21 protein-coding genes are annotated in these 21777 nt (G+C 65.0%); 16 read left to right on the top strand and 5 right to left on the bottom strand.

Features of this window, described 5'->3' with window-relative positions:
* Positions 1-15: 15 nt before the first annotated feature.
* Together QN397_RS09695 and QN397_RS09690 are read right to left on the bottom strand one after the other, a co-directional pair.
* Entirely contained in the window at positions 16-1128 is a 1113-nt protein-coding gene (locus tag QN397_RS09695) for an ABC transporter ATP-binding protein (protein ID WP_323497925.1), read from the bottom strand.
* Between the two features lie 33 nt (positions 1129-1161).
* Entirely contained in the window at positions 1162-1893 is a 732-nt protein-coding gene (locus QN397_RS09690) for a FadR/GntR family transcriptional regulator (protein WP_323497923.1), read from the bottom strand.
* Between the two features lie 190 nt (positions 1894-2083).
* On the opposite strand from QN397_RS09690, the gene QN397_RS09685 reads away from it, so the two are divergent.
* Genes QN397_RS09685 through araD form a run of 7 tightly spaced genes read left to right on the top strand, consistent with a single transcriptional unit; the run spans position 2084 to position 9717 of the window.
* Positions 2084-3463 carry an ABC transporter substrate-binding protein gene (locus QN397_RS09685; protein ID WP_323497922.1) on the top strand — a complete coding sequence of 460 codons (1380 nt, stop codon included), beginning with the start codon at positions 2084-2086 and terminating at the stop codon, positions 3461-3463.
* A gap of 13 nt (positions 3464-3476) precedes the next feature.
* Positions 3477-4373, top strand: a complete 897-nt coding sequence (locus QN397_RS09680; RefSeq protein WP_187052915.1) for a carbohydrate ABC transporter permease — start codon at positions 3477-3479, stop codon at positions 4371-4373.
* Positions 4370-5206, top strand: coding sequence for a carbohydrate ABC transporter permease (locus QN397_RS09675; RefSeq protein ID WP_323497921.1), 837 nt, complete (start codon positions 4370-4372; stop codon positions 5204-5206). Before QN397_RS09680 ends, QN397_RS09675 begins: the two co-directional genes overlap by 4 nt.
* A gap of 2 nt (positions 5207-5208) precedes the next feature.
* Positions 5209-6024, top strand: a complete 816-nt coding sequence (locus QN397_RS09670; RefSeq protein WP_323497920.1) for a shikimate dehydrogenase — start codon at positions 5209-5211, stop codon at positions 6022-6024.
* An 18-nt stretch (positions 6025-6042) separates the two neighbouring features.
* Entirely contained in the window at positions 6043-7053 is a 1011-nt protein-coding gene (locus QN397_RS09665; protein WP_323497919.1) for a tripartite tricarboxylate transporter substrate binding protein, read from the top strand.
* 38 nt (positions 7054-7091) lie between these two features.
* Entirely contained in the window at positions 7092-7916 is an 825-nt protein-coding gene (locus tag QN397_RS09660) for an aldolase/citrate lyase family protein (RefSeq protein WP_323497918.1), read from the top strand.
* A 19-nt stretch (positions 7917-7935) separates the two neighbouring features.
* The gene (araD, locus tag QN397_RS09655; RefSeq protein WP_323497917.1) at positions 7936-9717 is read left to right on the top strand and encodes an L-arabinonate dehydratase; all 1782 of its coding nucleotides are present in this window, start codon (positions 7936-7938) and stop codon (positions 9715-9717) included.
* A gap of 15 nt (positions 9718-9732) precedes the next feature.
* Here the strand turns inward: araD and QN397_RS09650 are convergent, their stop codons facing one another.
* Complete coding sequence (locus tag QN397_RS09650; protein ID WP_323497916.1) at positions 9733-10914, bottom strand: mandelate racemase/muconate lactonizing enzyme family protein; 1182 nt, start codon at positions 10912-10914, stop codon at positions 9733-9735.
* A gap of 111 nt (positions 10915-11025) precedes the next feature.
* Between QN397_RS09650 and QN397_RS09645 the strand changes: the two genes are divergently transcribed.
* The 5 genes from QN397_RS09645 (at position 11026) to gph (ending at position 14757) form a co-directional block, all read left to right on the top strand.
* Entirely contained in the window at positions 11026-12753 is a 1728-nt protein-coding gene (locus QN397_RS09645) for a tannase/feruloyl esterase family alpha/beta hydrolase (RefSeq protein WP_323500785.1), read from the top strand.
* 55 nt (positions 12754-12808) lie between these two features.
* The gene (locus QN397_RS09640) at positions 12809-13120 is read left to right on the top strand and encodes a hypothetical protein (RefSeq protein WP_323497914.1); all 312 of its coding nucleotides are present in this window, start codon (positions 12809-12811) and stop codon (positions 13118-13120) included.
* Positions 13121-13215: 95 nt separating this feature from the next.
* On the top strand, positions 13216-13623 hold the full coding sequence (locus QN397_RS09635) for an FHA domain-containing protein (RefSeq protein ID WP_323500784.1): 408 nt from the start codon (positions 13216-13218) through the stop codon (positions 13621-13623).
* A gap of 183 nt (positions 13624-13806) precedes the next feature.
* A complete protein-coding gene (locus tag QN397_RS09630) occupies positions 13807-14013 on the top strand; it encodes a hypothetical protein (protein WP_323497913.1) in 207 nt (68 codons plus the stop codon).
* 42 nt (positions 14014-14055) lie between these two features.
* Entirely contained in the window at positions 14056-14757 is a 702-nt protein-coding gene (gene gph / locus QN397_RS09625) for a phosphoglycolate phosphatase (RefSeq protein ID WP_323497912.1), read from the top strand.
* Positions 14758-14959: 202 nt separating this feature from the next.
* On the opposite strand, the gene QN397_RS09620 is transcribed toward gph, so the two are convergent.
* Positions 14960-15091, bottom strand: a complete 132-nt coding sequence (locus tag QN397_RS09620) for a hypothetical protein (RefSeq protein ID WP_323500783.1) — start codon at positions 15089-15091, stop codon at positions 14960-14962.
* A 7-nt stretch (positions 15092-15098) separates the two neighbouring features.
* The gene (locus tag QN397_RS09615; protein WP_323497911.1) at positions 15099-15995 is read right to left on the bottom strand and encodes a LysR family transcriptional regulator; all 897 of its coding nucleotides are present in this window, start codon (positions 15993-15995) and stop codon (positions 15099-15101) included.
* Between the two features lie 106 nt (positions 15996-16101).
* On the opposite strand from QN397_RS09615, the gene QN397_RS09610 reads away from it, so the two are divergent.
* The 4 genes from QN397_RS09610 (at position 16102) to QN397_RS09595 (ending at position 21773) form a co-directional block, all read left to right on the top strand.
* A complete protein-coding gene (locus tag QN397_RS09610) occupies positions 16102-16971 on the top strand; it encodes an aldo/keto reductase family oxidoreductase (protein ID WP_323497910.1) in 870 nt (289 codons plus the stop codon).
* A gap of 26 nt (positions 16972-16997) precedes the next feature.
* Positions 16998-17711: a biliverdin-producing heme oxygenase gene (locus QN397_RS09605; RefSeq protein WP_323497909.1), complete on the top strand. Its 714-nt coding sequence runs from the start codon at positions 16998-17000 to the stop codon at positions 17709-17711.
* Between the two features lie 690 nt (positions 17712-18401).
* Positions 18402-20285 carry a GspE/PulE family protein gene (locus QN397_RS09600; RefSeq protein WP_416352203.1) on the top strand — a complete coding sequence of 628 codons (1884 nt, stop codon included), beginning with the start codon at positions 18402-18404 and terminating at the stop codon, positions 20283-20285.
* A gap of 33 nt (positions 20286-20318) precedes the next feature.
* Positions 20319-21773 carry a diguanylate cyclase domain-containing protein gene (locus QN397_RS09595; RefSeq protein ID WP_323497907.1) on the top strand — a complete coding sequence of 485 codons (1455 nt, stop codon included), beginning with the start codon at positions 20319-20321 and terminating at the stop codon, positions 21771-21773.
* The last annotated feature ends 4 nt before the right edge of the window (positions 21774-21777 follow it).

Raw genomic sequence — 21777 nt, 5'->3', positions numbered from 1 at the left:
TCGAAGTCGGCGAACTCAGGCGACGGCGCGAATCGCCTCGCTTTGCACCGCGCGCTCGTCGGCGCTGAAAAAGTGCAATGACTCGGGCGCAATCGACAGGCGCAGCGTGCCGCTGAGCTGCGGGTTGGCGGTCGGTGCGAGCAACACGAGCTCGCCGAGGGCCGAGCGCAGGTAGCAGAAGGCGCGATCGCCGAGCTGCTCGACGGCCAGCGTTTCGCAGTCGCGCAGTTCCAGCACGACCTCGCCGGGCGCCGGTTCGCCGATGCGGGCCTGCTCGGCCCTGAAGCCGATCGTGGCGGCTTCGCCGTGCAGCCGAAGCGGGACATGAAGCGGCACCTGCTGCGTCGCGTCGCCCAGCCTCAAGAAGGTGCCGCGCGCATCCGGCTCGCAGCGCTGGACCTTGAAGAGGTTGATGCGCGGCGTGCCGATGAAGCCGGCGACGAACAGGTTGGCAGGCGACCGGTACAGCGTCAGCGGCGAGCCGACCTGCTCGATGCGACCCTTGCGCAACACCACGATCTGGTCGGCCAGCGTCATGGCTTCGGTCTGGTCGTGCGTCACGTACACCGCGGTCGCTTTCAACGTGCGCTGCATGCGCGCGATCTCGAGGCGCAGCCGCACTCGCAGCTCGAGGTCGAGGTTCGACAGCGGCTCGTCGTACAGAAAAACCTCGGGCCGGCGGATCATCGCGCGGCCCATGGCCACACGCTGCCGCTGGCCGCCCGAGAGCTGGCGCGGAAAGCGGTCGAGCAGAGGCGTGAGTTCGAGCGTGCCGGCGATCTCGTCGACGCTACGCTGCTGTTCGGCGGCCGACGCCTTGGCCATGCGCAGCGGGAAGGCCAGGTTCTGCCGTACGGTCTTGTGCGGGTACAGCGCGTAGTTCTGGAACACCAGCGCACAGCCGCGGTCGGAGGGCGGCACGTCGTTCATCAATCGGCCGGCGATGCGCACCTCGCCGCCGCTCGGCGTTTCAAGGCCGGCGATCATGCGCAACAAGGTCGATTTGCCACAGCCCGACGGACCGAGCAGCACGGTCACCTGGCCGTCGGGCATGGTGAGGTCGATGTCAGGAATCACCTCGACGTCGCCGAAGCGCTTGCTGATGGATTTGAGTTGGATCTCGGCCATGAATTTCTTTGCTGCGTTGCGTTGAAAAAGGTGTCAGCCCGTGGGCGTATTGGCCGCCTGCGCGACCCCGCGCTGGATGTTGGATTCGGTCAGTCCGAGCAGTTCCTCCATCGCCTTGCGCGCCTCGGCTGGCTTGCGCGCCCAGATCTGGTCGAGCACTGCGCGGTGCAGCGGCAGGCTCTTGCGCGGCGCACCGGGTTGCCGCGTCGACAGCTCGAACGAGGTGCGCAGCGCGGCCTCGATGGTGGCACCGAAGGCCACTAAAAACGGGTTACCGGTGGCGCTCAGGATGGCGTGATGGAACTCCAGGTCGGGCCCCGCATAGGCGACCGGGTCCATGCCCGCAGCATCCATCGCACGGTAGGCACGCTCGATGGCGGCAATGGCGGCATCGGGCGCCGAGGTGGCCGCGAGTTCGCACGCGGCCGGCTCGACGATGCGCCGCAACTGCATCAGGTGTTGCGCCATCTGCACGCGGTCGTTGCCCGACCAGGCCCAGCGCAACACGTCTTCGTCCAGCATGTTCCATTGCATGCGCGGCAGCACGCGGGTGCCGGCCTTTTGCCGCGACACCAGCAGGCCCTTGGCCTTGAGCCGGCTCAAGGCTTCGCGCACCGAGGTGCGGGCCACGCCCAACTGTTCGGCCAACTCGACTTCGGTCGGCAGCGAGGTGCCGTCCCCCCACTCGCCGCCCATCACTCGCCGCGCCAGCGCCTCGGTGACGGCCAGCGGCCCACGCCGCGCAGCGGGGCTGGCCGAAGTCATGGAGGAGATATTCTGGTCAGACATAATAATTTGGCTGATGGAGGTTATACGAGGCGAATTGCGTATGATCTCCGGGTTTTCCACGACGGTACGAATTTAAATTGTCTGTCATATTCCTGGCTGCCAAAGGCAAGGAGCATGTCGAACCTGCCTGCGGTCCATCCCCGGCAGAGCCTCCAGGAGACACACCATGCGCACCAACGAACCGCTTCGAATCGACGCCCAGCGTCGCCGCCTGATCAAGGCCGCCGCCGCCACCGTGGCGGTGAGTGCCGGCAGCACGCTGGCATTTCCGGCCCTCGCGCAGGCCAAGCCCTTCGCTGGCGTGAAGCTGCGCGGCGCTGCTTACCAGCACGGCTTCTTCAACATCCTGCGCAAATACATTCCCGAGTTCGAGGCGCAGACCGGCATGACGGTCGACCTGCAGTTGTCGGCCTTTCCGGTCTACAACCAGCAGGCCGACCTGGAGCTGTCGTCGGGCGGCAGCGCCTGGGATTTCTGCAACGTCACCTTCATCCTGGCAGCGCGCTGGGTGGCGGCCGGGCTGCTCGCCAACCTCGACGATTTCTGCAACGACCGCAAGCTCACGCCGGCCAGCTGGAACCCGGACGACTTCGTCAAGGGTGCGCAATTGCCGTACCTCGACAAGGCCGGCAAGACCTTCGGCTATTCATGGGAAGGCGGCGCCATGTTGATGGGAATCAGCCGCACCGACCTCATGAAAAAGCGCGGCGTGGAAGCACCGCGCACTTTCGACGAACTCATGAAGGTGTGCGACGCGGTCAATGGGCAGGACGGCGGCAGCGGGCCGGTCACCGGCTTCGTCAGCTCGAATCTGCATCACTGGTTTTTGCCACCCTACATCCAGGGCTACGGCGGTGATCTGTTCGTCAACCCGCCCACCGACATCAAGCCGGCACTCGACACGCCGGCGTCCATCGAGGCCACCGCTTTCTACACGACGCTGTTGTCGAAATACGGGCCGCAAGGCGTGCTCGGCTACACCGAAGACCAGGCCCGCGCCGCACTCATCAGCGGCCGTTCCAACATCTTCATCCACTCCAGTTCGTGGGTCACCGCGATGCTCACCTCGCCCGACAGCAAAGTGAAGGACACGGCCCGCGTGATGCGCATGCCGGCCGGGCCGAAGGGCGACTTTCCCGCAGCGAACAGCCAGGGCCTGGGCATTCCGAAGAACGCCAAGAACAAGGAAGCCGCCTGGGAGTTCATCAAGTGGACGCTCAGCCCCGAGCTGACCGCACGCATCGTGAAGGACACCGGCCATCCGTCGATCTGCCGCCGCTCGGTGATCGAGAGCGCCGAGTACAAGCGCATCAATACGGTCAACGGCCAGGACATCGGCAAGCTCTACCTCGAAGTGCTCGACATGCCGAGCAAGACGCACAACTACATGGCCTACCGCACGGTGAAAGAATTTCCGCTGATCGGCGACGTGGTGAACAAGGCGGTCGAGCGCGTGGTGTCGGGCCAGATGCCTCCAGCCGAGTCGATGAAGTCGGCGCAAGAGGCCGCACTCGGCAGCCTGCGCCGCGCTGGCGCGAAAGTCTGAGCCCGCACCGCCGATGGCCGCTGCATCCTACGAACGTCAACGCCGCAGTTTCGTGCGGATGGCCATCGCGCCGAGCCTGCTGTTTCTGCTGCTGGTGGCGGGCTTGCCGACGTTGTTTCTGCTGGTCACCAGCCTGACGCCGGGGGCGCTGGTCAACCCCGGTTCGCTCACCGACTTCACCGAGCCGCTGCGCAACTACAAGCTGCTCGGCAGCGACGAGCGCTTCGTCGGCTCGCTCTGGGTGCAGGCGCGGCTTTCGGTCTACACGGTGGTGCTGCAGGTGCTGCTCGGCACCGGGCTGGCGCTTCTGGTGCACTCGGGACAAGACCGCTGGAAGTCGTTGCGGCACCTGTTCGTGATCCCGATGGTGCTGCCGCCCATCGTCGTGGCGGTGATCTGGAAGCTGATCTACACGCCCGACATCAGTCCGATCTACCAGGCCGCGCGGATGCTCGGCATCGCGCTGCCGGCGATGACGACGCATGTCGACTTCGCGCTGTGGGCAATCGTCATCGCCGACACCTGGGAGTGGGCGCCGTTCACCTTCCTGATGGTGCTGGCGTCACTGCAGACGCTGCCCGCCGAATATGTCGAGGCCGCGCGCATGGACGGTGCCGATGTTTGGCGCGTGTTCGGCCACATCGTGCTGCCGTACATCGCGCCGGTGCTGCTGGTGTGCACGCTGTTCCGGCTGATCGACAGCATCAAGGCCTTTCCGCTCATCTTCCTGCTGACCGGCGGCGGGCCCGGTTCGGTGACCGAGGTGACCAACTACTACGCTTACCTGGTGGCTTTCAACTTCGGCGAGCTGGGCTATTCGAGCGCCATCACCGTGGTGCTGCTGGTGGCCACGGTGCTCATCAGCTGGGCCGCGATGCGGGTCAGCCGCAACCGGGGAATCGACTCATGACATCGCAACGCGTGCTGGCTTTGCGCCGCCGCTGGCCGCTGGCGCGCTGGGCCGTGCCGATCATCCTGCTGGCGATGCTGTTGCCTTTCCTGTGGCTGTTGCAGATGTCGTTCAAGCCGACACCGCTCATCCTCGAATTTCCGCCCCGCATGTTCTTCACGCCGACGCTGGAGCACTACGTCGGGCTCTGGCAAGCGGGCTTTCCGGAGTCGTTCGTCAACAGCCTGATCACCAGCGTCGTGTCGACGGTGCTCGCGCTGCTTCTCGGTATTCCGGCGGCGTATGCGCTGTCGCGCTGGACCGGAAGAGGGCGCTTCGGCCTGGGGCTCGGCATTTTGCTGACGCGCATGGCGCCGCCCATCGCCTTCACCATTCCGTTCTTTCTGGCGTACCGCTGGCTCGGCCTGCTCGACACGCGCACCGGCCTCATCCTGATCTACATGACCTTCAACCTGCCGCTGGTCATATGGATGATGCAACCCTTCTTCGACGCGGTGCCGGAATCGCTCGAAGAGGCGGCATTGATGGACGGCGCCGGCTTTCCGACGGTGTTCTTCGAGATCGTCATGCCGATGGCGACGGCGGGCATCGCAGCCACTTCCATCCTGTGTTTTTTGTACGCCTGGAATGACTTCTTCTTCGCGCTCATCCTGACCCGCACGGATGCGCGCACGGCGCCGGTGGCAGTGGTCAACTTCATGAATTACGAAGGCTGGGAGTGGGGCAAGATCGCCGCCGGCGGCTCCTTGGTGATGGCGCCGGTGCTGGTGTTCTCGATGCTGGTGCGGCGCTATCTGGTCAGCGGTTTGACGGCCGGCGCGGTGAAGGGTTGAGCGTGTCCCACCCACCCCTTACCGGCGCAACGCGCATCGTCCCTATCCTTGCCCATCCGGTCGACCATGTGCGCGCGCCGCGCACCTACAACCCCGCGTTCGCCGCCGCCGGGCTCGACTGGCACATGGTGCCGATGGGCGTCTTGCCGGCCGACCTGAGCGCGACGCTGGCGCAGCTGGCGCGCGTGACCAACCTGCAAGGCGTCAACCTCACCATTCCGCACAAGGCGGCGGCTTTCGCACTGTGCAGCCGGGCCACGGCCGAGGCGCGTGACACCGGCATGGCGAACACGCTGCGACTCGAAGCCGATGGCCACTGGGCCGGCGCCAACTCCGATGGCATCGGCTTTCTCGGCGCCGCACGCGCGAACGGGCTGCTCGATACGGGTAGGCCGGTGGTGATCGCAGGCTCGGGCGGCGCCGGCACCGCGATCGCTTTCGCGCTGGCCGCAGCCGGTGTGCGAGAGATCGACGTGCTGGACACCGACGCCAACCGCGCCGCAGCCCTGCGACACGCGCTGCAGCGGAAATTTCCCGACCTCGTCATCGGCCATCGCCGCGAAGCCCTGGCCCACGCCGGGCTGGCCGTGAACGCCACGCCGATGGGCCTGCACGACGACGATCCGATGCCCTTCGATGCGGCGCTGCTGCCGGCCGATGCCGCGCTGTTCGACATCATTGCCGCGCGCGACACCGAACTGATGACCGCCGCCACAGCACGCGGGCTGCGCGTGCTCGGCGGGCGCCCGATGGTCGAGCACCAAGTGGCACACCAGATCGCGTTCTGGCGCGGCGACCATCACGCCTTGCCCAAGTGATCTAACGAAGAGATCGAGATGCCGAAGAGATACGTGCCCAAGTTCAAGATGACGCGACGGGCCTTGCCGGTTCTCGCCGCCACCCTGGCGCTGTGCGCCGCCCCCGCCCATGCGCAGTCCGCCGCCGACTATCCGCAGAAGCCGATCATGATGGTCGTGCCGCAGCCGGCCGGTGGCGCAGCGGATCAGTTCGCGCGGCCGTTCGCGCAGGCACTGGCCAAGCGCCTGAATCAGCCGATCGTCATCGAGAACAAACCCGGCGCCAACGGCAACATCGCGGCTGCTTATGTGGCGCGGCAACAGTCGGCCGATGGCTACACGATCTTCTTCGGCTCGGTCAGCACGATGGCAGTCAACCCGCATCTGTACAAGACGCCGGGTTTCGATTCGTTCAAGGATTTTCAGCCGGTCACGCTGACCAACCAGACGCCCAATGTGCTGATCGTCGGTGCCGCCACGCCCTACAAAACGGTGGCCGACGTGGTCGGCGACGCCAAGGCCAAGCCGGGCACGCTGACCTTCGGCTCGGCCGGCAACGGCAACACCATGCACCTGACCGGGCTGCAGTTCGAATCCAGGACCGGCACGTCGCTGATCCACGTCCCTTACAAGGGCGGTCCGGCCGCGCTCAACGATGTCATCGCCGGGCAAATCCCGATGATGTTTCACAACCTTTCGGCGGTGCTCGCCTTCGAGAAGGCCGGCAAGGTGCGGGTGCTCGCGGTCGCCGACACGCATCGTTCCAGGTCGTTGCCTAACGTGCCGACGATGGCCGAGGCCGGTGCGCCCGGCGTGGTGCAGCTCGCCTGGAGCGGCATGCTCGTGCGCAGCGGCACGCCAGCGCCGATCGTCGATCGGCTGAACAAGGAGATGCGCGAAGTCCTCAAGGAACCGGCGTTCCGCAAGTCGATGGAAGATCAGGGCTTCGACGTGCTGTCGTCGACGCCGCAGGAATTCGAAGCACGCATCAAGGCCGACTACGCCACCATGGGCGAGGTCATCAAAGCCGGCAACGTGCAGATCGACTGAACGCCACCCGATCCACTCGAACCGAACCGAAAGTGCTTATGCCCGCCATCAACCTCTTCAAACACGCACTCGCCGCCAAGCAGCCGCAAATCGGCATCTGGTCGACGCTGCCGTATCCCTACATCTCCGAGTTGCTGGCCGGTGCCGGCTTCGACTGGATCCTGCTGGACACCGAACACGCGCCGAGCGATCCGGTGCTCATGCTTCAACAGCTGCAAGCGGTGCAGGCTGAAAAAGACAAGCCGACGTCGGCCGTGGTGCGGCCGCCGTGGAACGATCCGGTGCTCATCAAGCAGTACCTCGACATCGGTGCGCAAACGCTGCTGCTGCCCTTCGTGCAGAACCGAGCGGAGGCTGAAGCTGCCGTCGCGGCCACGCGCTATCCGCCGGGCGGCATCCGCGGCATGGGCGGCAGCATGCGCGCCTCGCGCTTCGGTCGCGACACCGGCTATGTGAAAGAGGCCGAGCGCGAGCTGTGCGTGCTGGTGCAGGTTGAAACGGCGGAAGCGCTGGAGCAACTCGAAGACATCGCCAACGTGGACGGTGTCGATGGCGTGTTCATCGGCCCCGGTGACCTGTCCGCCAGCATGGGCGTGGCCGGCCAGGTCAATCACCCGACGGTACGTGCCGCCATCGACGACGCCATCCGCCGCATCCTGGCGTGCGGCAAGGCGCCGGGCATTTTGATGATCGACGAGCCGCGCGCCCGCGAGTGCCTGAACCTCGGTGCGCTGTTCGTTGCGGTCGCCACCGACCAGGTGCTGCTGCGCAAGGCTGCCGACGACGTGGCTGCGCGCTTCAAGTCGGCGTCGGTGCCCGGCGCGCCCGTGAATGCGGCGGCCAAAGCGCCCGCCACCTACTGAATGAAAGCGTCTTCCTCGTATGTCCGTTGATGTTTCGGTGACCCACACCGCCAAGCCGACCCGATCCATCGAAGAGCTGCGCAGCCAGCGCTGGTTCGCCAGCGACGACATTCGCGGCTTCGCGCATCGTCAGCGCATGCAGGCGCAAGGGCTGGCGCGTGAAGCGTTCATGGGCAGGCCGGTGATCGGGGTCATCAACACATGGAGCGACCTTTCGCCCTGTCATGCGCACTTCCGCGAGCGGGCCGAGACGGTCAAGCGCGGCGTGCTGCAGGCCGGCGGGTACCCGCTCGAACTGCCGGCGTTGAGCCTCGGCGAAGTGATGGTCAAGCCGACCACCATGCTCTACCGCAACCTGTTGTCGATCGAGTGCGAGGAGCTGCTGCGCAGCCTGCCGATCGACGGCGCGGTGCTGATGGGCGGCTGCGACAAGACGACGCCCGGGCTCATCATGGGCGCGCTGTCGATGGACATCCCGGCCATCTTCATGCCCGCCGGCCCGATGCTGAACGACCGCTACAAGGGCCAGGCGGTCGGCGCCGGCACGCACACCAAGAAGTTCTGGGCCGAGTACACCATCGGCAACATCGACAAGGCCGAATGGGTCGGGCTCGAAGCGCGCATGACGCGCACCACCGGCACCTGCAACACCATGGGAACGGCCAGCACCATGACCGCCATCGCCGAGGCGCTGGGGCTTTCGCTGCCGGGCGCCATGAGCATTCCCGCCGTCGATGCAGAGCACAGCCGCATGGCGTGGCGCTGCGGCGAGCGCATCGTCGGCATGGTGTGGGAAGACCTGAAGCCTTCGCGCATCGTGAGCAAAGCATCGTTCCTGAATGCCATCGCGGCTTACATGGCGTTGGGTGGCTCGACCAATGCGGCCGTGCACCTTCCGGCGATGGCCGGGCGCGCCGGCATCGAAATCACCATAGACGACCTGGATGAAATCGCGCGCAAGGTGCCGGTCATCGCCAACCTCTACCCCTCGGGCGACAAGCTGATGGAGGACTTTCACTTCGCCGGCGGCTTGCCGGCGGTGCTGAACAAGATCGCCAGGCACCTCGACCTGTCGGCCATGACCGTCACTGGCTGCACCTTGGGTGACAACATCGCCAACTGGCCGTCGACCGACGACGGCACCATCCTCGACCCAGAGACGCCGCTGAAGAAGGGCGATACCGACTGTCCCGAAGCCGGCATGGCGCTGGCCGTGCTGCGCGGCAACCTGTGCCCGGACGGTGCCGTCATCAAGCCGGCCGCCGCCACGCCGAAATTGCTGCGCCACACCGGCCGCGCGCTTGTTTTCGAGTCGAACGCCGAGATGCTCGCGGCGATGGCCGACGAAGCACTGGACGTCGACGAATCGACCGTGCTGGTGCTGCGCAACGGTGGCCCGGTCGGTGGACCCGGCATGCCCGAGTGGGGCAACTTGCCGATCCCTAAGAAGCTGTTGCGCCAGGGCGTGCGCGACATGCTGCGCATCTCCGATGCGCGCATGAGCGGCACCCACTACGGCACCTGCATCCTGCATGTGTCGCCAGAATCGGCGATCGGCGGGCCGCTCGCGCTGCTGAAAACCGGCGACATGATCTGCTTCGACATCGGCGAACGCCGGCTCGACATGCTGGTGTCTGATGAAGAACTGGCCGAACGGCGCCGGGCCTGGGTCGCGCCGGTGCAGCCATTCACACGCGGCTACACGCGCATGTTCCAGCGCGAGGTCACGCAGGCGCATCTGGGTTGCGACTTCGAAAGCCTGTCGGGCAACGGGCCGACGCCGGAGCCAGCCATTTACTGAGGAGCGACCGGTGTCTCAGACACCGGTCAGCGAGATCTCGATCAGGTACTGGTGGCATGCCTCCAGGTCGGGCACGACGCCCAGGCCGGGTGCGTTGGACAGCGTGACGGCGCCGTCGCGCACGACGAAGTTCGGCAGCGCAGTCAGTTCGCGCAGCGGGTTCGGATTGGCGTCGACTTCGACATAGCCCGGACCGCCGACAGCGGTTTTCAGATGCATCGACGCGGCGAGGCCGATGCCGCCACCCAGCCAGTGCGGGCAGTACCACTTGCCGGCGGCCACCGTTTCGAGGGCGACGTCGAGGCACGCGGTAATGCCACCCCATTTGCCGAGGTCGGGCTGGATGATCGACAGCCCTTTCACCGCGATGAACTCGCGGAACTGCGACAGGCCGGTGAGGTTCTCGCCGCCGGCCAGGGTCAGCGGTTGCGTCTGCGCGAGCTCGGTCCAGCGTGGTGCCGGTTGGTCGGCACGCATCGGCTCTTCCATCCATAGCAGATCGAAGCCCGCCATGCGCTGGCCGGCAAGGCGCGCCTCGTCGAAATCCCAGGCCTGGTTGGCATCGACCATCAGCGTCGCTTCGTTGCCCAGTGCGTCGCGCAACAGGCGCAGATTGGCGAGGTCGCGCTCGGCGCCGAAGCCGACCTTGAGCTTGAACGCACGATAGCCTTCGTCACGTTTTTGCAGCGCCAGTCGGTCGGGCTCGGTCGGGTTGATGCCGGAGGCGTAGACCTGGATCGGTGGGGCATGCGCACCGTCTTCTGCGCCATCGGTATCTCCCAGCAGTTGCCAGAGCGGCTTGCCGGCGCGGCGCGCAAAGAGGTCCCACATCGCCGTGTCGACGCCGGCGACGATCTGATGCAACGGACCGTATTCGCCAGTCTGAATCGCCAGCACGGCGAAGCGGCGCGTGAGTTCTTCGAAGCCCTCGCGCGGGTGCGTCCAGGCGTGCGCCATGACCACCGGCTTGCAGTAAGCCAACGCCATCCGCGCGCGATGCTCTGCGCCCACGGTGGGGAAGTTGCACCAGATCTCGCCCCAGCCGACATGACCGTCGGCATCGGTCAGGCGCACCAGAACGGCAGGGCGGTCGCGCATGATTCCGAACGAGGTCTGCACCGGCGGGTCGGCCGGCGCGCGAAACACGAAGACATCGAATTGCCGGATCTGGAAAGGGGTCGACGGAGGCATTTGCATGGCGTCTATTTTCGTTGCAACAAGCGGCTCGCACATGGCGGAATGCGGCCCGACGTGACACATCGCGCTGCTTCATACTGGCACCCGATTTCAAAAAACAACAGGAGACATATGAAGCAATCGACGACCGCGTGGGCGCGTGCCGGCACTGCGCCGCTGGCTGCGCTGGCAGCCCTCACCGTCGCGCTGCTGGCCGGCTGCGCAGGCACCGGCTCGGTCCGCGCCGTGGCCGATCCGGCGGCTGCGTGCGCTGCAATGATGCAGCCGATTCCAGCCGCGGCCATCGGCCTGCCGAGCTCGGGCGCGGTGATCGAATCGGCCACGCTGGTGTCAGCCAGCGAACTCTCATTGACGAATCCATTGCCCTTTGTTCCGCCACCACCCGAAGTGGTGGTGGTGCCTGCCACGCCGCAGTACTGCAGGGTCCTGGGTGCCGTGCAGTCTGTCGATCCGGCGGCGCCGCCGATCCGCTTTCAGGTGAATCTGCCGAGCCAGTGGAACGGCCGCTCTTTGCAGTACGGCGGAGGTGGTTTCAACGGCGTGTTGATCAACGCGGTCGGGCTGCCACCTTCCGCGCGCATCGATCAGCCGTCGCCGCTGGCGCGCGGATTCGTCACCGTCGGTACCGACTCGGGCCACCAGAACGCGCCCGGTGTCGCGCTCCAGGCCTTCGCGCTCAACGACGAGGCGCTCGTCAATTTCGCGCACGCGTCGTACAAGAAAGTGCGCGACGTTTCGGTGGATCTGATGAAGCGCCGCTACGGGCAAGCTCCGGCCAAGCTCTACTTCATGGGCAGCTCCGAGGGCGGCCGCGAAGGGCTGACGCTGGCCCAGCGCTATCCGCAGGATTTCGACGGCATCTTCAGCCGCGTGCCGGTCATCAACTGGGCCGGCCTGCAGGCGGCCGGCACGCGCATGGGCGCCACGCAAACCGGCGACGGCTGGCTGCCGCCGCCGCTCGTCAAGCTGCTGGCGAGCGCGGTGCTGGCCCGTTGCGATGCGCTCGACGGGTTGGTCGATGGCATCGTCGGCAACCCGATGGGGTGCGGCAAGCTGTTCGATCCTGCGACATTGCGCTGCACGGGTTCAGCCACGACCGACTGCCTGAGCGATGCGCAGGTTCAGGCGGTGCGAACGCTGCATGCACCGTATGAATTCAGCTTTCCGCTGGCCAACGGCATTCGCAGCTACCCGGGTTGGGGATGGGGCGGCGAGGCTGCTTCTGGCACCGGGCCGGTGGGTGGCTATGTCAGCTGGCAGACCGGTACCGCGCGACAGTCGTTGCCGGTCGGGCCGACCAGCAGCCGTGCCTGGCTCTATGGCAGTGGCGCAATTCAATATTTCTACGCGCGTGATCCGGCGTTCGATCCGAGCCGATTCCGGCCCGAGGATTTCGCACCCCGCGTGCGCGAAGTTTCTGCACTGATGGACTCGACAGATCCGGATCTGTCGGCTTTTCGCGCACGCGGCGGCAAGCTGGTGATCAGCGAGCACTTGGCCGACTACGCGCAAAACCCGTATGCGGGAATCGACTACTACCGCTCGGTGGTGGCGCGCATGGGTCAAGAGCGCGCAGATTCCTTTGTGCGGCTCTACACCACGCCCGGCGCCGACCATGTCGGCACCGGGGCGCCCGTGAGCGTCGACATGCTGCAGACGCTGACCGACTGGGTCGAGCGCGCACACGCGCCGCAAGATCTGGTGCAAGTCGACCTGCAGGCCGTGGCACCGTTTGCCGAAACCCTGGCGCGGCCGATGTGCCGTTGGCCGACACTGGTCAAATACCGAGGGCAGGGTGACCCCAGGCGCGCTGCAAGTTTCGAGTGCGCTGCGCCTTGAAGTTCGTGGCGTTGGCTGACACGAGCGCCTTTGGATTGACCGTAGAGTGCGTCGCATGACGTTCGACAAATCTGAAAAATCCGCTGTCACCGGGAGTGCAGTGCAGGATTCCAGCATCGAGCAGCTGCTGGAAGGCTATGCCGCCCGGTATACGCAGCAAATTCGCGATCTCGCCGAGACCTTCTCGGCGGCGACGACGCGGCTCGGCAGCGCGCAAGGAGATCCGTCGACCGCACTGGCAGACGACGTGCGTGCGAGTGCAAGAAAGCACCGTGTCGACGCGGATTTGCTGCTGGCTGCGGTCGCTGACTACGCGGTGATCGAGTCGCGCTCCGAGGCGCTACACCGCTCCCGCGCAGGACACTGATCGCGCAAGCTGCTGCGCCGGTGCGGGCCGCGTGGTTATCATGAAGCTCGCAGGTCGCGGCGGACTTTTCGGTTGCCAACCCGGCGTTGGACACCATGCCCAAACTGATACTGACGAGATCCGGTGGCGACCTTGAATCGGTCGAGTTGACCGCCCCGGAAACCACCCTCGGCCGAAGCCTGCATAACGACATCGTGCTCTACGACATCGCTGCGAGCCGTCGACATGCGGTGATCACTGTCGATGCAGCCTTCGTGACCATCCGTGATACCAACAGCCGTAACGGCACTTTCGTCAATGGCCAGCGCGTGGTGACGCAGACTCTGGCCGACGGTGACGTCGTTGACCTCGGTGGATGTGCGATGTGTTTTGTGTCGGGAGATCAGCAATACAGCGAGGTGGTTGCCCAAGGGGTTTCTTCAGTGCCGAACTGGATCGTCGACGACCTGGAAGAACACGTACCGACTGCGCCGGATGTGCCCCTGCAGTTACGGCGCAAATAGCTGCAGGCAGCTCACTCGAAGCACATTAGGTATGTTCGTTATCGAACAATGAGAAACATTCGACACTGTTGGACGAATGATGCAGCTGGCCCGAAATTGAGGCCGGATTCTGTGCACAGCTTCCTATGAGATGCAACTTCTCAGCCAGAAACTGTCGACTTCACGTAAACACGGGAAGCACATATGAACGCCGCCACATCGTTGGCTCTCGCTGTCAAGGAGCTAGAGCCAGGGGAATTCCACTGGATGTTGCTCGAGGAAGACGGCTCGTTGGAGGATGGATTCAGCTTCAAGCCGAGGCGGATCGGCGAGCCGGAAACCGACACTGCCGCCGCGTGGGTGGCAGGCTATCTGGCCTTGCGCGCCGCGCTGCGCGCAGCCAAGCGGTAACAGCCGCCAGGGTCGACGCCGAGCGCAAATAAAATCGGCGTCGTGAAATCACTTGTCTTCGACCTGTCTCGCTACGACGCCACGATCATCGACCTCGACGGAACGATGGTCGACACGCTGGGCGATTTCGTGGCCGCTCTCGGCCTCATGCTGAACGAACTCGGCCTGCCCGGCATCACCGCCGAGACCGTCGAGCCGATGGTCGGCAAGGGTTCCGAACACCTGATCAGTTCGGTACTCGACCATGTGCTCGCGCCAACCGTAGCCGCGCGAACAGCGTCGCTCTTCGATCGGGCCTGGACGTCTTACCAGTATCACTACCGCCTCGTCAACGGGCAGCAGTCAGCCGTTTTTCCGGGCGTGCGCGAGGGCCTGGAACTGTTTCGGTCCCGCGGGTTGCGCCTGGCCTGCATCACCAACAAACCGACCGATTTCGCGCGTCCGCTGCTGGCGGCAAAAGGACTCGACGGCTTCTTCGAGGTGGTGTTCGGTGGCGATGCGTTCGAGCGCAAAAAGCCCGATCCAATGCCGTTGGTGAAGACTTGCGAATACCTCGGAACGTCACCAGCCCGCACGCTGATGCTCGGTGACTCCAGCAACGATGCGCGCGCCGCGCGCGCGGCCGGTTGCCCCGTCGTGCTGGTGACCTATGGCTACAACCACGGGGAGCCGGTGCGCGATGTCGATGCCGATGGCGTCATCGACGCCTTCACCGATTTCGGCAGCGTGCGAGCGGGCGCTTGACGTTCGGCGTCGGCGGTATGCCGTCGGCCATCAGATCACCTGTGCCAGTCTTCGACCACCGAGGCGATTTCCGGCATCGTGGCCTGCTCGATGAGAGGCGTGTCTTCGTCTTCCCCCTCACCGAACTTGACCACCCATGGATGTCCGTCGATCTCGACAACGGACTTATAGGCGGTAGAAACTAGGTCCAGGCACGGCGCCTTCAGGCATGGCTCTTGGCTCCCCTGCGCGAAGCCGCCTGAACTTCACCTTCGAGCGCCGCGAGGTCGTGGGCCGGATTCGCCGACGCGGCCAGTGCTTCCCTATTGCTTTGCAAAATGCCGGTTTTGTTCAATCTTGATCTACGAAACCCGGATGAAATCAACAAACGCCCGCAGCGGCGCCGGCAGATATCGGCGGCCAGGGTAGTAGAGGAACGGGCCTGAGAACCGCGGCCACCATGACTGCAGCACCGGCTCCAGCGCGCCGCTGTCGAGGTGCGGTTTCAACCAGTCGTCGAACAGCTGGATTACGCCTGTGCCCGCGATCGCGGCATCGACGGCGAGGTCGACGGCGGCACCAATGCGCACGATGAGCGGTCCGGTGGGGTCCACCTTCACGACCTCGCCGTCGCGCTCGAACTCCCAGACCGGCATCGCACCGCTGGCGAAGCGGCCGCGCAAGCAGTCGTGGTCGAGCAAGTCGCGCGGATGCTCGGGGCGGCCGCGGCGGTCGAGATACGTCGGGGATGCCGCTGTCGCGTAGCGCTGTTCGCGCGGGCCGATGGGGATGGCGATCATGTCCTGCTCTAGCCGTTCGTCGTAACGGATGCCAGCGTCGCAGCCGGCCGCGAGCATGTCGACGAAGCTGTCATCGGCCACGATGTCGAGAACGATGTCGGGGTAGGCCGCCAGAAACGGCGGCACGATGCGTGGCAACACGAGGCGCACGGCGCTGATCGGCACGTTGAGCCTGAGCGTGCCCGCGGGGCGATCCCTGAAGCCGTTGACGACGTCGAGTGCGGCCTCCACCTCGAGCAGCGCCGGGCCGAGCCGGTCGATGAGCCGCGCACCGGCTTCGGTCGGCGCGACGCTGCGGGTGGTGCGGTTGAGCAGCCGCACGCCGAGCCGGGTTTCGAGTCGGCGAACCGCTTCGCTGAGGCTGGAGGCACTGCTGCCGGTGAGGCGGGCCGCTTCGCGAAAGCCGCCTGCACGCGCGACCGCGACCAGCGCCGTGAGATCACCGAGGTCTGCCGCCATTGTTCGAGATTCCGTACAGCCTGTGCCGAGCGCGGCATCTTATCGCCCGAGTCGATGCGACCTACATTGATCGCCAGACGCCAAGTCAAACCGCAAAGGAACCATCGTGATCGATATCGGAAAAGCAGGAACATTCACTCTCGGTGTCCGCACCGTCAAGCGCGTCGGCTACGGCGCGATGCAGCTCGCAGGCCCCGGCGTCTTCGGGCCGCCGAAGGACCGCGCAGGCGCTGTCGCGGTGCTGCGTGCTGCCGTCGAAAGCGGCGTCGACCACATCGATACCAGCGACTTCTACGGCCCGCACATCACCAACCAGATCATCCGCGAGGCGCTGCACCCCTACCGCGACGATCTGGTCATCGTCACGAAGATCAGTGCCCGCCGCGGCGAAGACGGCTCGTGGATTCCGGCCATGTCGCCCAAGGAGCTGACGCAGGCCGTGCACGACAACCTGCGCAACCTCGGGCTCGACGTGCTGGAAGTCGTCAACCTGCGCAGCATGCTCGACGTGCATGGGCCAGCCGAGGGCTCGCTGGAAGAGCCGCTCGCCGCCCTGGCCGAACTGCAACGGCAAGGCCTGGTGCATCACATCGGCCTGAGCAACGTGACGCCCACGCAGATCGCCGATGGACGCCGCATCTGCAAGATCGCCTGCGTGCAGAATCTGTACAACCTGGCGCATCGGGACGACGACGCGTTGATCGACGACCTCGCGAAATACGGCACCGCCTACGTGCCGTTCTTTCCGCTCGGCGGCTTCACCCCATTGCAGTCGACGGCTCTGTCCGACGTTGCCAGTTCGCTGGGCGCGACGCCGATGCAGGTCGCTCTGGCGTGGCTGCTGCAACGTGCACCGAACATCCTGCTGATTCCCGGCACATCGTCTGTGGGGCATCTGCACGAGAACCTGGCAGCGGTCGATCTGACGCTGGACAGCGATGCGGTCGCGAAGCTCGATCGGATTGGCGCGAAGTGACATCGCTCGCTTGTTGCGGTTCGCGCATGCGGGTCGTTCCGCTGCCTATGATCGAAGGGATGCGTGGCCATGTCGGCCACGGGGAGTCCGGCTTGAAGCCCAGTCTTTCCGAATCCCTCAGAACCGAAACCCGCGAATTGCATACACAAGCCGAGCGCAGCGCCTTCATGGGCGCGTTGCTCCGCGGGCGGATGGAACGACAGGCCTACTGCGCCATGCTGCGCAACCTGCATGCGATCTATGCCGCGCTGGAGCCGGCGCTCGAGCGGCATGCGAGCGATCCGCTTCTGTCTCCTTTGTCCTTTTCCCAGTTGCGGCGCGAAGGGCCGTTGCAAGCCGACCTCGACGCACTGCACGGCGCCGGTTGGGCCGATGCCTACGCCATGCAGCCGGCCACCGTGGACTACGTGGCGCGACTTTGCACGCTGGACGAAGCACAGCCCGAATTGCTGGCCGCGCACAGCTACGTGCGCTACCTCGGCGACCTGAGCGGCGGGCAGATGCTGCGACGCATCGTGCGCGACAGCATGGCGCTGCCGCCCGGACAAGGGACAGCGTTCTATGAGTTCGGCACATCGGAAGAAACGGTGCAGTTGAAGCGTGCCTACCGGGAAGGGCTCGAACAACTGCAGCCTGCCGAAGCGACTGCGCGAGCCATCGTGGCCGAGGCCCGCCGCGCCTTCGAACTGCACATGCAGCTCTTCGAGGAACTTGCGAGCGACATGCTTGCGGCGTTTTGACTCCCTGTGACTTTCAAAAAATGCCGGGACCGACTCGGACTGCGTTTCAGCAGGCGTAGCATCGCCGGGATGCAAGTTGAAAAGCCATCTTCAGCCGGGGCGGCCGCTCTGGAAAGCCCCGCCGACGAGTCTGCCCAAGCCAGTGGCTTCACGTGGCCGAACCCGGTCGCGCCGGGCTTCGCACCGAACGCCGTCATCAACGACGCGCCGGCCTGCGAGTTCTTTGGCGCGAACAACCAGCGCGTGGTTGGCAAGCTGACGCGCTTCTTGCCGAAAGAAGAAGCGGTTCATGTGCAGCTCAACCAGTCGAGCCGAGCGACCACCGTGCGCTTCAATCAGTTCCGCATGCTGCGCCTGACACGGCCACTGTCCATCGGGACCGCCGCCGGCACCGCGAAGTGGTCGTCCTTCAAGATCACCTGGAACGACGGCAGTGTTTTAGAGGGCGAATCGCTGGGCCAGCGCAAGACCGCTCCGGGGCTTTTTCTTTTTGTCGCCGGTGAAGACAAGAACTCGGTGGTGCGGCTTTTCGTGCCGCGCAGCAGCTTCAAGGAAGTGTTGTTGTCCGAGCCGGATGCATCGGCGCCAGACGCGCCTGCCGAACCTTCCTTGAGCTTGCAGCCGCTCGACGTGGAACCAGCCGAGGACCAGGCTTCCGGTGCGGCATCGCCGGATCGCGAGAGCGAGTCCGTGCTGTCAGCCGAAGTCGTTACACCGGAGCAACTGGTGGCGCAACTCGAAGCACAGAGCCGCATGCCGATGGTACGCATCGGCCAGGCGCTGATCTCGCTCGGCCTCATCACCGAAGAGCAGTTGCGCGACGGCCTGGCCCAGCAACAGTTCGACCGTACCGTGCCGCTCGGCGAAACGCTGATTCGCATGGGCGTCATCAAGCGGCTGGACCTGCAGACTGCACTGGCCCGCAAGATGGGATATCCACTGGTCAATCTGCAGCTCTTTACGCCCGCGGCGGAGGCACTGCGAAAGATCAGCCACGGTGCCGCACGACGCCTTCAGGTCATGCCGCTGATGGTGAACGAAGGGCGTCTGATCGTGGCGCTCGACGATCCGGCCAACCGGCACGCGGCCATCGACGAGGCGGAATTCATCGCCGGCATCAAGGTGGTGCCGGTGCTCGGGCAATACGCCGACCTCAACGCGATCCTGTTCAAGGCCTACGAGAAGATCGGTGCGACCGAAGTGGGACCGGCGAGCGCCGACCTCGACCGGCCGATCGAGTTCGACATCACCGGCACCAACGAGCTGCTGGAGACGCTCGAAAAAGAAGGCCAGCCTTCGTCCGACGAAGACGCGCCGATCGAGCAGTCCGACAACTCGCTGGTGCGGATGATCAACCGCATGATCCTGGAAGCGCATCGCGAGGGCGTGTCCGACATTCATATCGAGAGCTATCCGGGCCGCGAAAAGATCCGCATCCGTTTCAGGCGCGACGGCCGGCTCTACACGTACCTGGAACTGCCGCCAAACTACCGCAACGCGCTCATCGCCCGCATCAAGATCATGTGCGATCTCGACATCAGCGAGAAGCGCAAGCCGCAAGACGGCAAGATCAATTTCTCGAAGTTTTCACCACAGCATCGGCTTGAACTGCGGGTGGCGACCGTGCCGACCAACAACGGCCTGGAAGACGTGGTGATGCGGTTGCTGGCCTCTGCCAAGCCGATCGCGCTCGACGCGCTGGGCTTGTCGGAGCGCAACCTGGCGCAGCTCAAGGCGGCAATCGAACGGCCTTACGGCATGGTGCTTTGCGTGGGACCTACGGGCTCCGGCAAGACCACGACGCTGCACTCGGCTCTGATGCACATCAACACGCCCGAGCGGAAGATATGGACGGCCGAAGACCCGATCGAGATCACGCAGGTCGGTTTGCGGCAAGTGCAGATCAATCCGCGCATCGACTGGACCTTTGCGAAGGCGCTGCGGGCTTTCGTGCGGGCCGATCCCGACGTGATCATGGTCGGCGAAATCCGCGACGAAGAAACCGCCAAGACCGCCATCGAAGCGTCGCTTACCGGCCACCTGGTGCTGTCTACGCTGCACACCAACAGCGCGCCCGAGACCGTGACGCGGCTGCTCGACATGGGCATGGACCCGTTCAACTTCGCGGACTCGTTGCTGGCGGTGCTGGCGCAGCGTCTGGTGCGCCGCCTGTGCACGCATTGCGTGACCAGCCGACCGGCGACCGGGGCCGAGGTCGACGAGTTGCTGTCGGACTACATGCACTCCTTCGGAGCGACGGAGATGGCGGCCGATCACGACACCGTGCGCAGCGGCTGGCTCACGCGTTCTGCCCGTGACGGCGCGCTGCAGATGTACCAAAGCGTGGGCTGCAAGCAGTGCGGCGACACCGGATTCAAGGGGCGCGTCGGCATTCATGAACTGATGGTCATGTCGCGCCCGCTGCGCCGCCTGGTGCAAAACGGCGCGCGCGCCGAAGAGCTGCAAGAGACCGCCATGCGCGAAGGCATGCGAACGCTGCGGCAAGACGGCATCGACAAGGTGCTGGCGGGCCAGACCACGATCGACGAAGTGCGCGCGACCAGCAACGTTTAACGTCTGTCATCAAGACAGAGGAATTGCCGACCGATGGAGTCCATGACCGATTTTGAATCGATGTTCGACCTGGCCCCCGTGTCCCTCTGGCTGGAGGACTACAGCGGGTTGAAGCAGTTGTTCGACCGCTGGCGCGCCGAGGGCGTCGAGGACATTGCAGCGCATCTTGAAGCAGACCCTGAACGGGTTCGTGAATGCATGGCGCAGTGGCGCGTGCTGCGTGTCAACCAAAGTACGCTTTCTCTCTTTTCGGCCGACTCGCAGGAGCATTTGCTGTCGCAACTCGACAAGGTGTTTCGCGGCGACATGGCTGCGCCAGTCGTCCACGAACTGACGCAACTGTGGCAAGGCCATCTGTGCTTCGACAACCAGACGGTGAACTACGCGCTGGACGGCCGCCGCCTCGACGTGCAGGTGCGCGTGCGGGTGCTGCCGGGTCACGAGACCACATGGGATCGCGTGCTGGTGTCGCTCGACGACATCACCGAACGCGTCCGTGCGGAGCGGGAGCGCATCGAGAGCGAGCACTATGCGCGCGGCCTGTTCGAGCACTCGCCGGTCTCGCTGTGGGTCGAAGACTTCAGCGCAGTCAAGCTGTTGCTGGACGACATCCGCGAGCGCGGCATCGACGACTTTGCGACCTTCATCAAGGTGCACCCCGAGTTCGTCACGCGCTGCATGCAGGAGATCCGCGTCATCGACGTCAACCGCGAAACATTGCGAATGTTCGTGGCCACCGACAAGGACATGCTGCTGCACAACCTCTCGCGCGTTTTTCGCGACGAAATGACGGAGTCTTTCGCCGACCAGTTGCAAGACCTGTGGAATGGCAAGACGCTGCAGCAGCGCGAGGTCGTCAACTACTCGCTGGCGGGCGACACCATCAACATCCACATGCAGTTCGCCGTGCTTGAAGACCGACTTGCCACATGGGATCTGGTGCTGGTGTCGCTGGTCGACATCACCGCCCGCAAGAAGGCCGAGGCCTACCTCGAATACCTCGGAAAGCACGACGTGCTGACCCAGTTGAACAACCGCACTTTTTATTCCGAAGAGCTCAACCGGCTTTCACGCAAAGGCCCGTGGCCGGTGTCGATGCTGGCCATCGACCTCAACGGGCTCAAACACGTCAACGATGAAGCCGGCCACGCCGCCGGCGACGTGTTGCTGCGGCGCGCGGGCGAGGTGTTGAGCATGGCGGTGGATGCGCCGGCCTGGCCTGCGCGCATCGGTGGCGACGAGTTCGCGGTGCTGATGCCCAAGACCGACGAGCGGGGTGCCGAAGCGATGCGCGACCGGATCCTCTCCTTGCTCGAACTCAACAACCAGTTCTATTCCGGGCAAAGCGGTCATGTGTTGAGCTTCGCCATCGGCACAGCGACCTGCGAAGCACGCGAGCACCTCGATTCGGCACTTCAGCGCGCCGACAAGGCCATGTATGCAGACAAGGCGCGGCATTACCTGGCGCGTGGAGACCACGTCGCGTGAAAAA

This window comes from Variovorax sp. RTB1 (assembly GCF_035018765.1).
Taxonomy (GTDB): domain Bacteria; phylum Pseudomonadota; class Gammaproteobacteria; order Burkholderiales; family Burkholderiaceae_C; genus Variovorax.
Note: the sequence above shows the minus strand (reverse complement) of the source record. Positions and strands in the feature narration are given on the sequence as shown.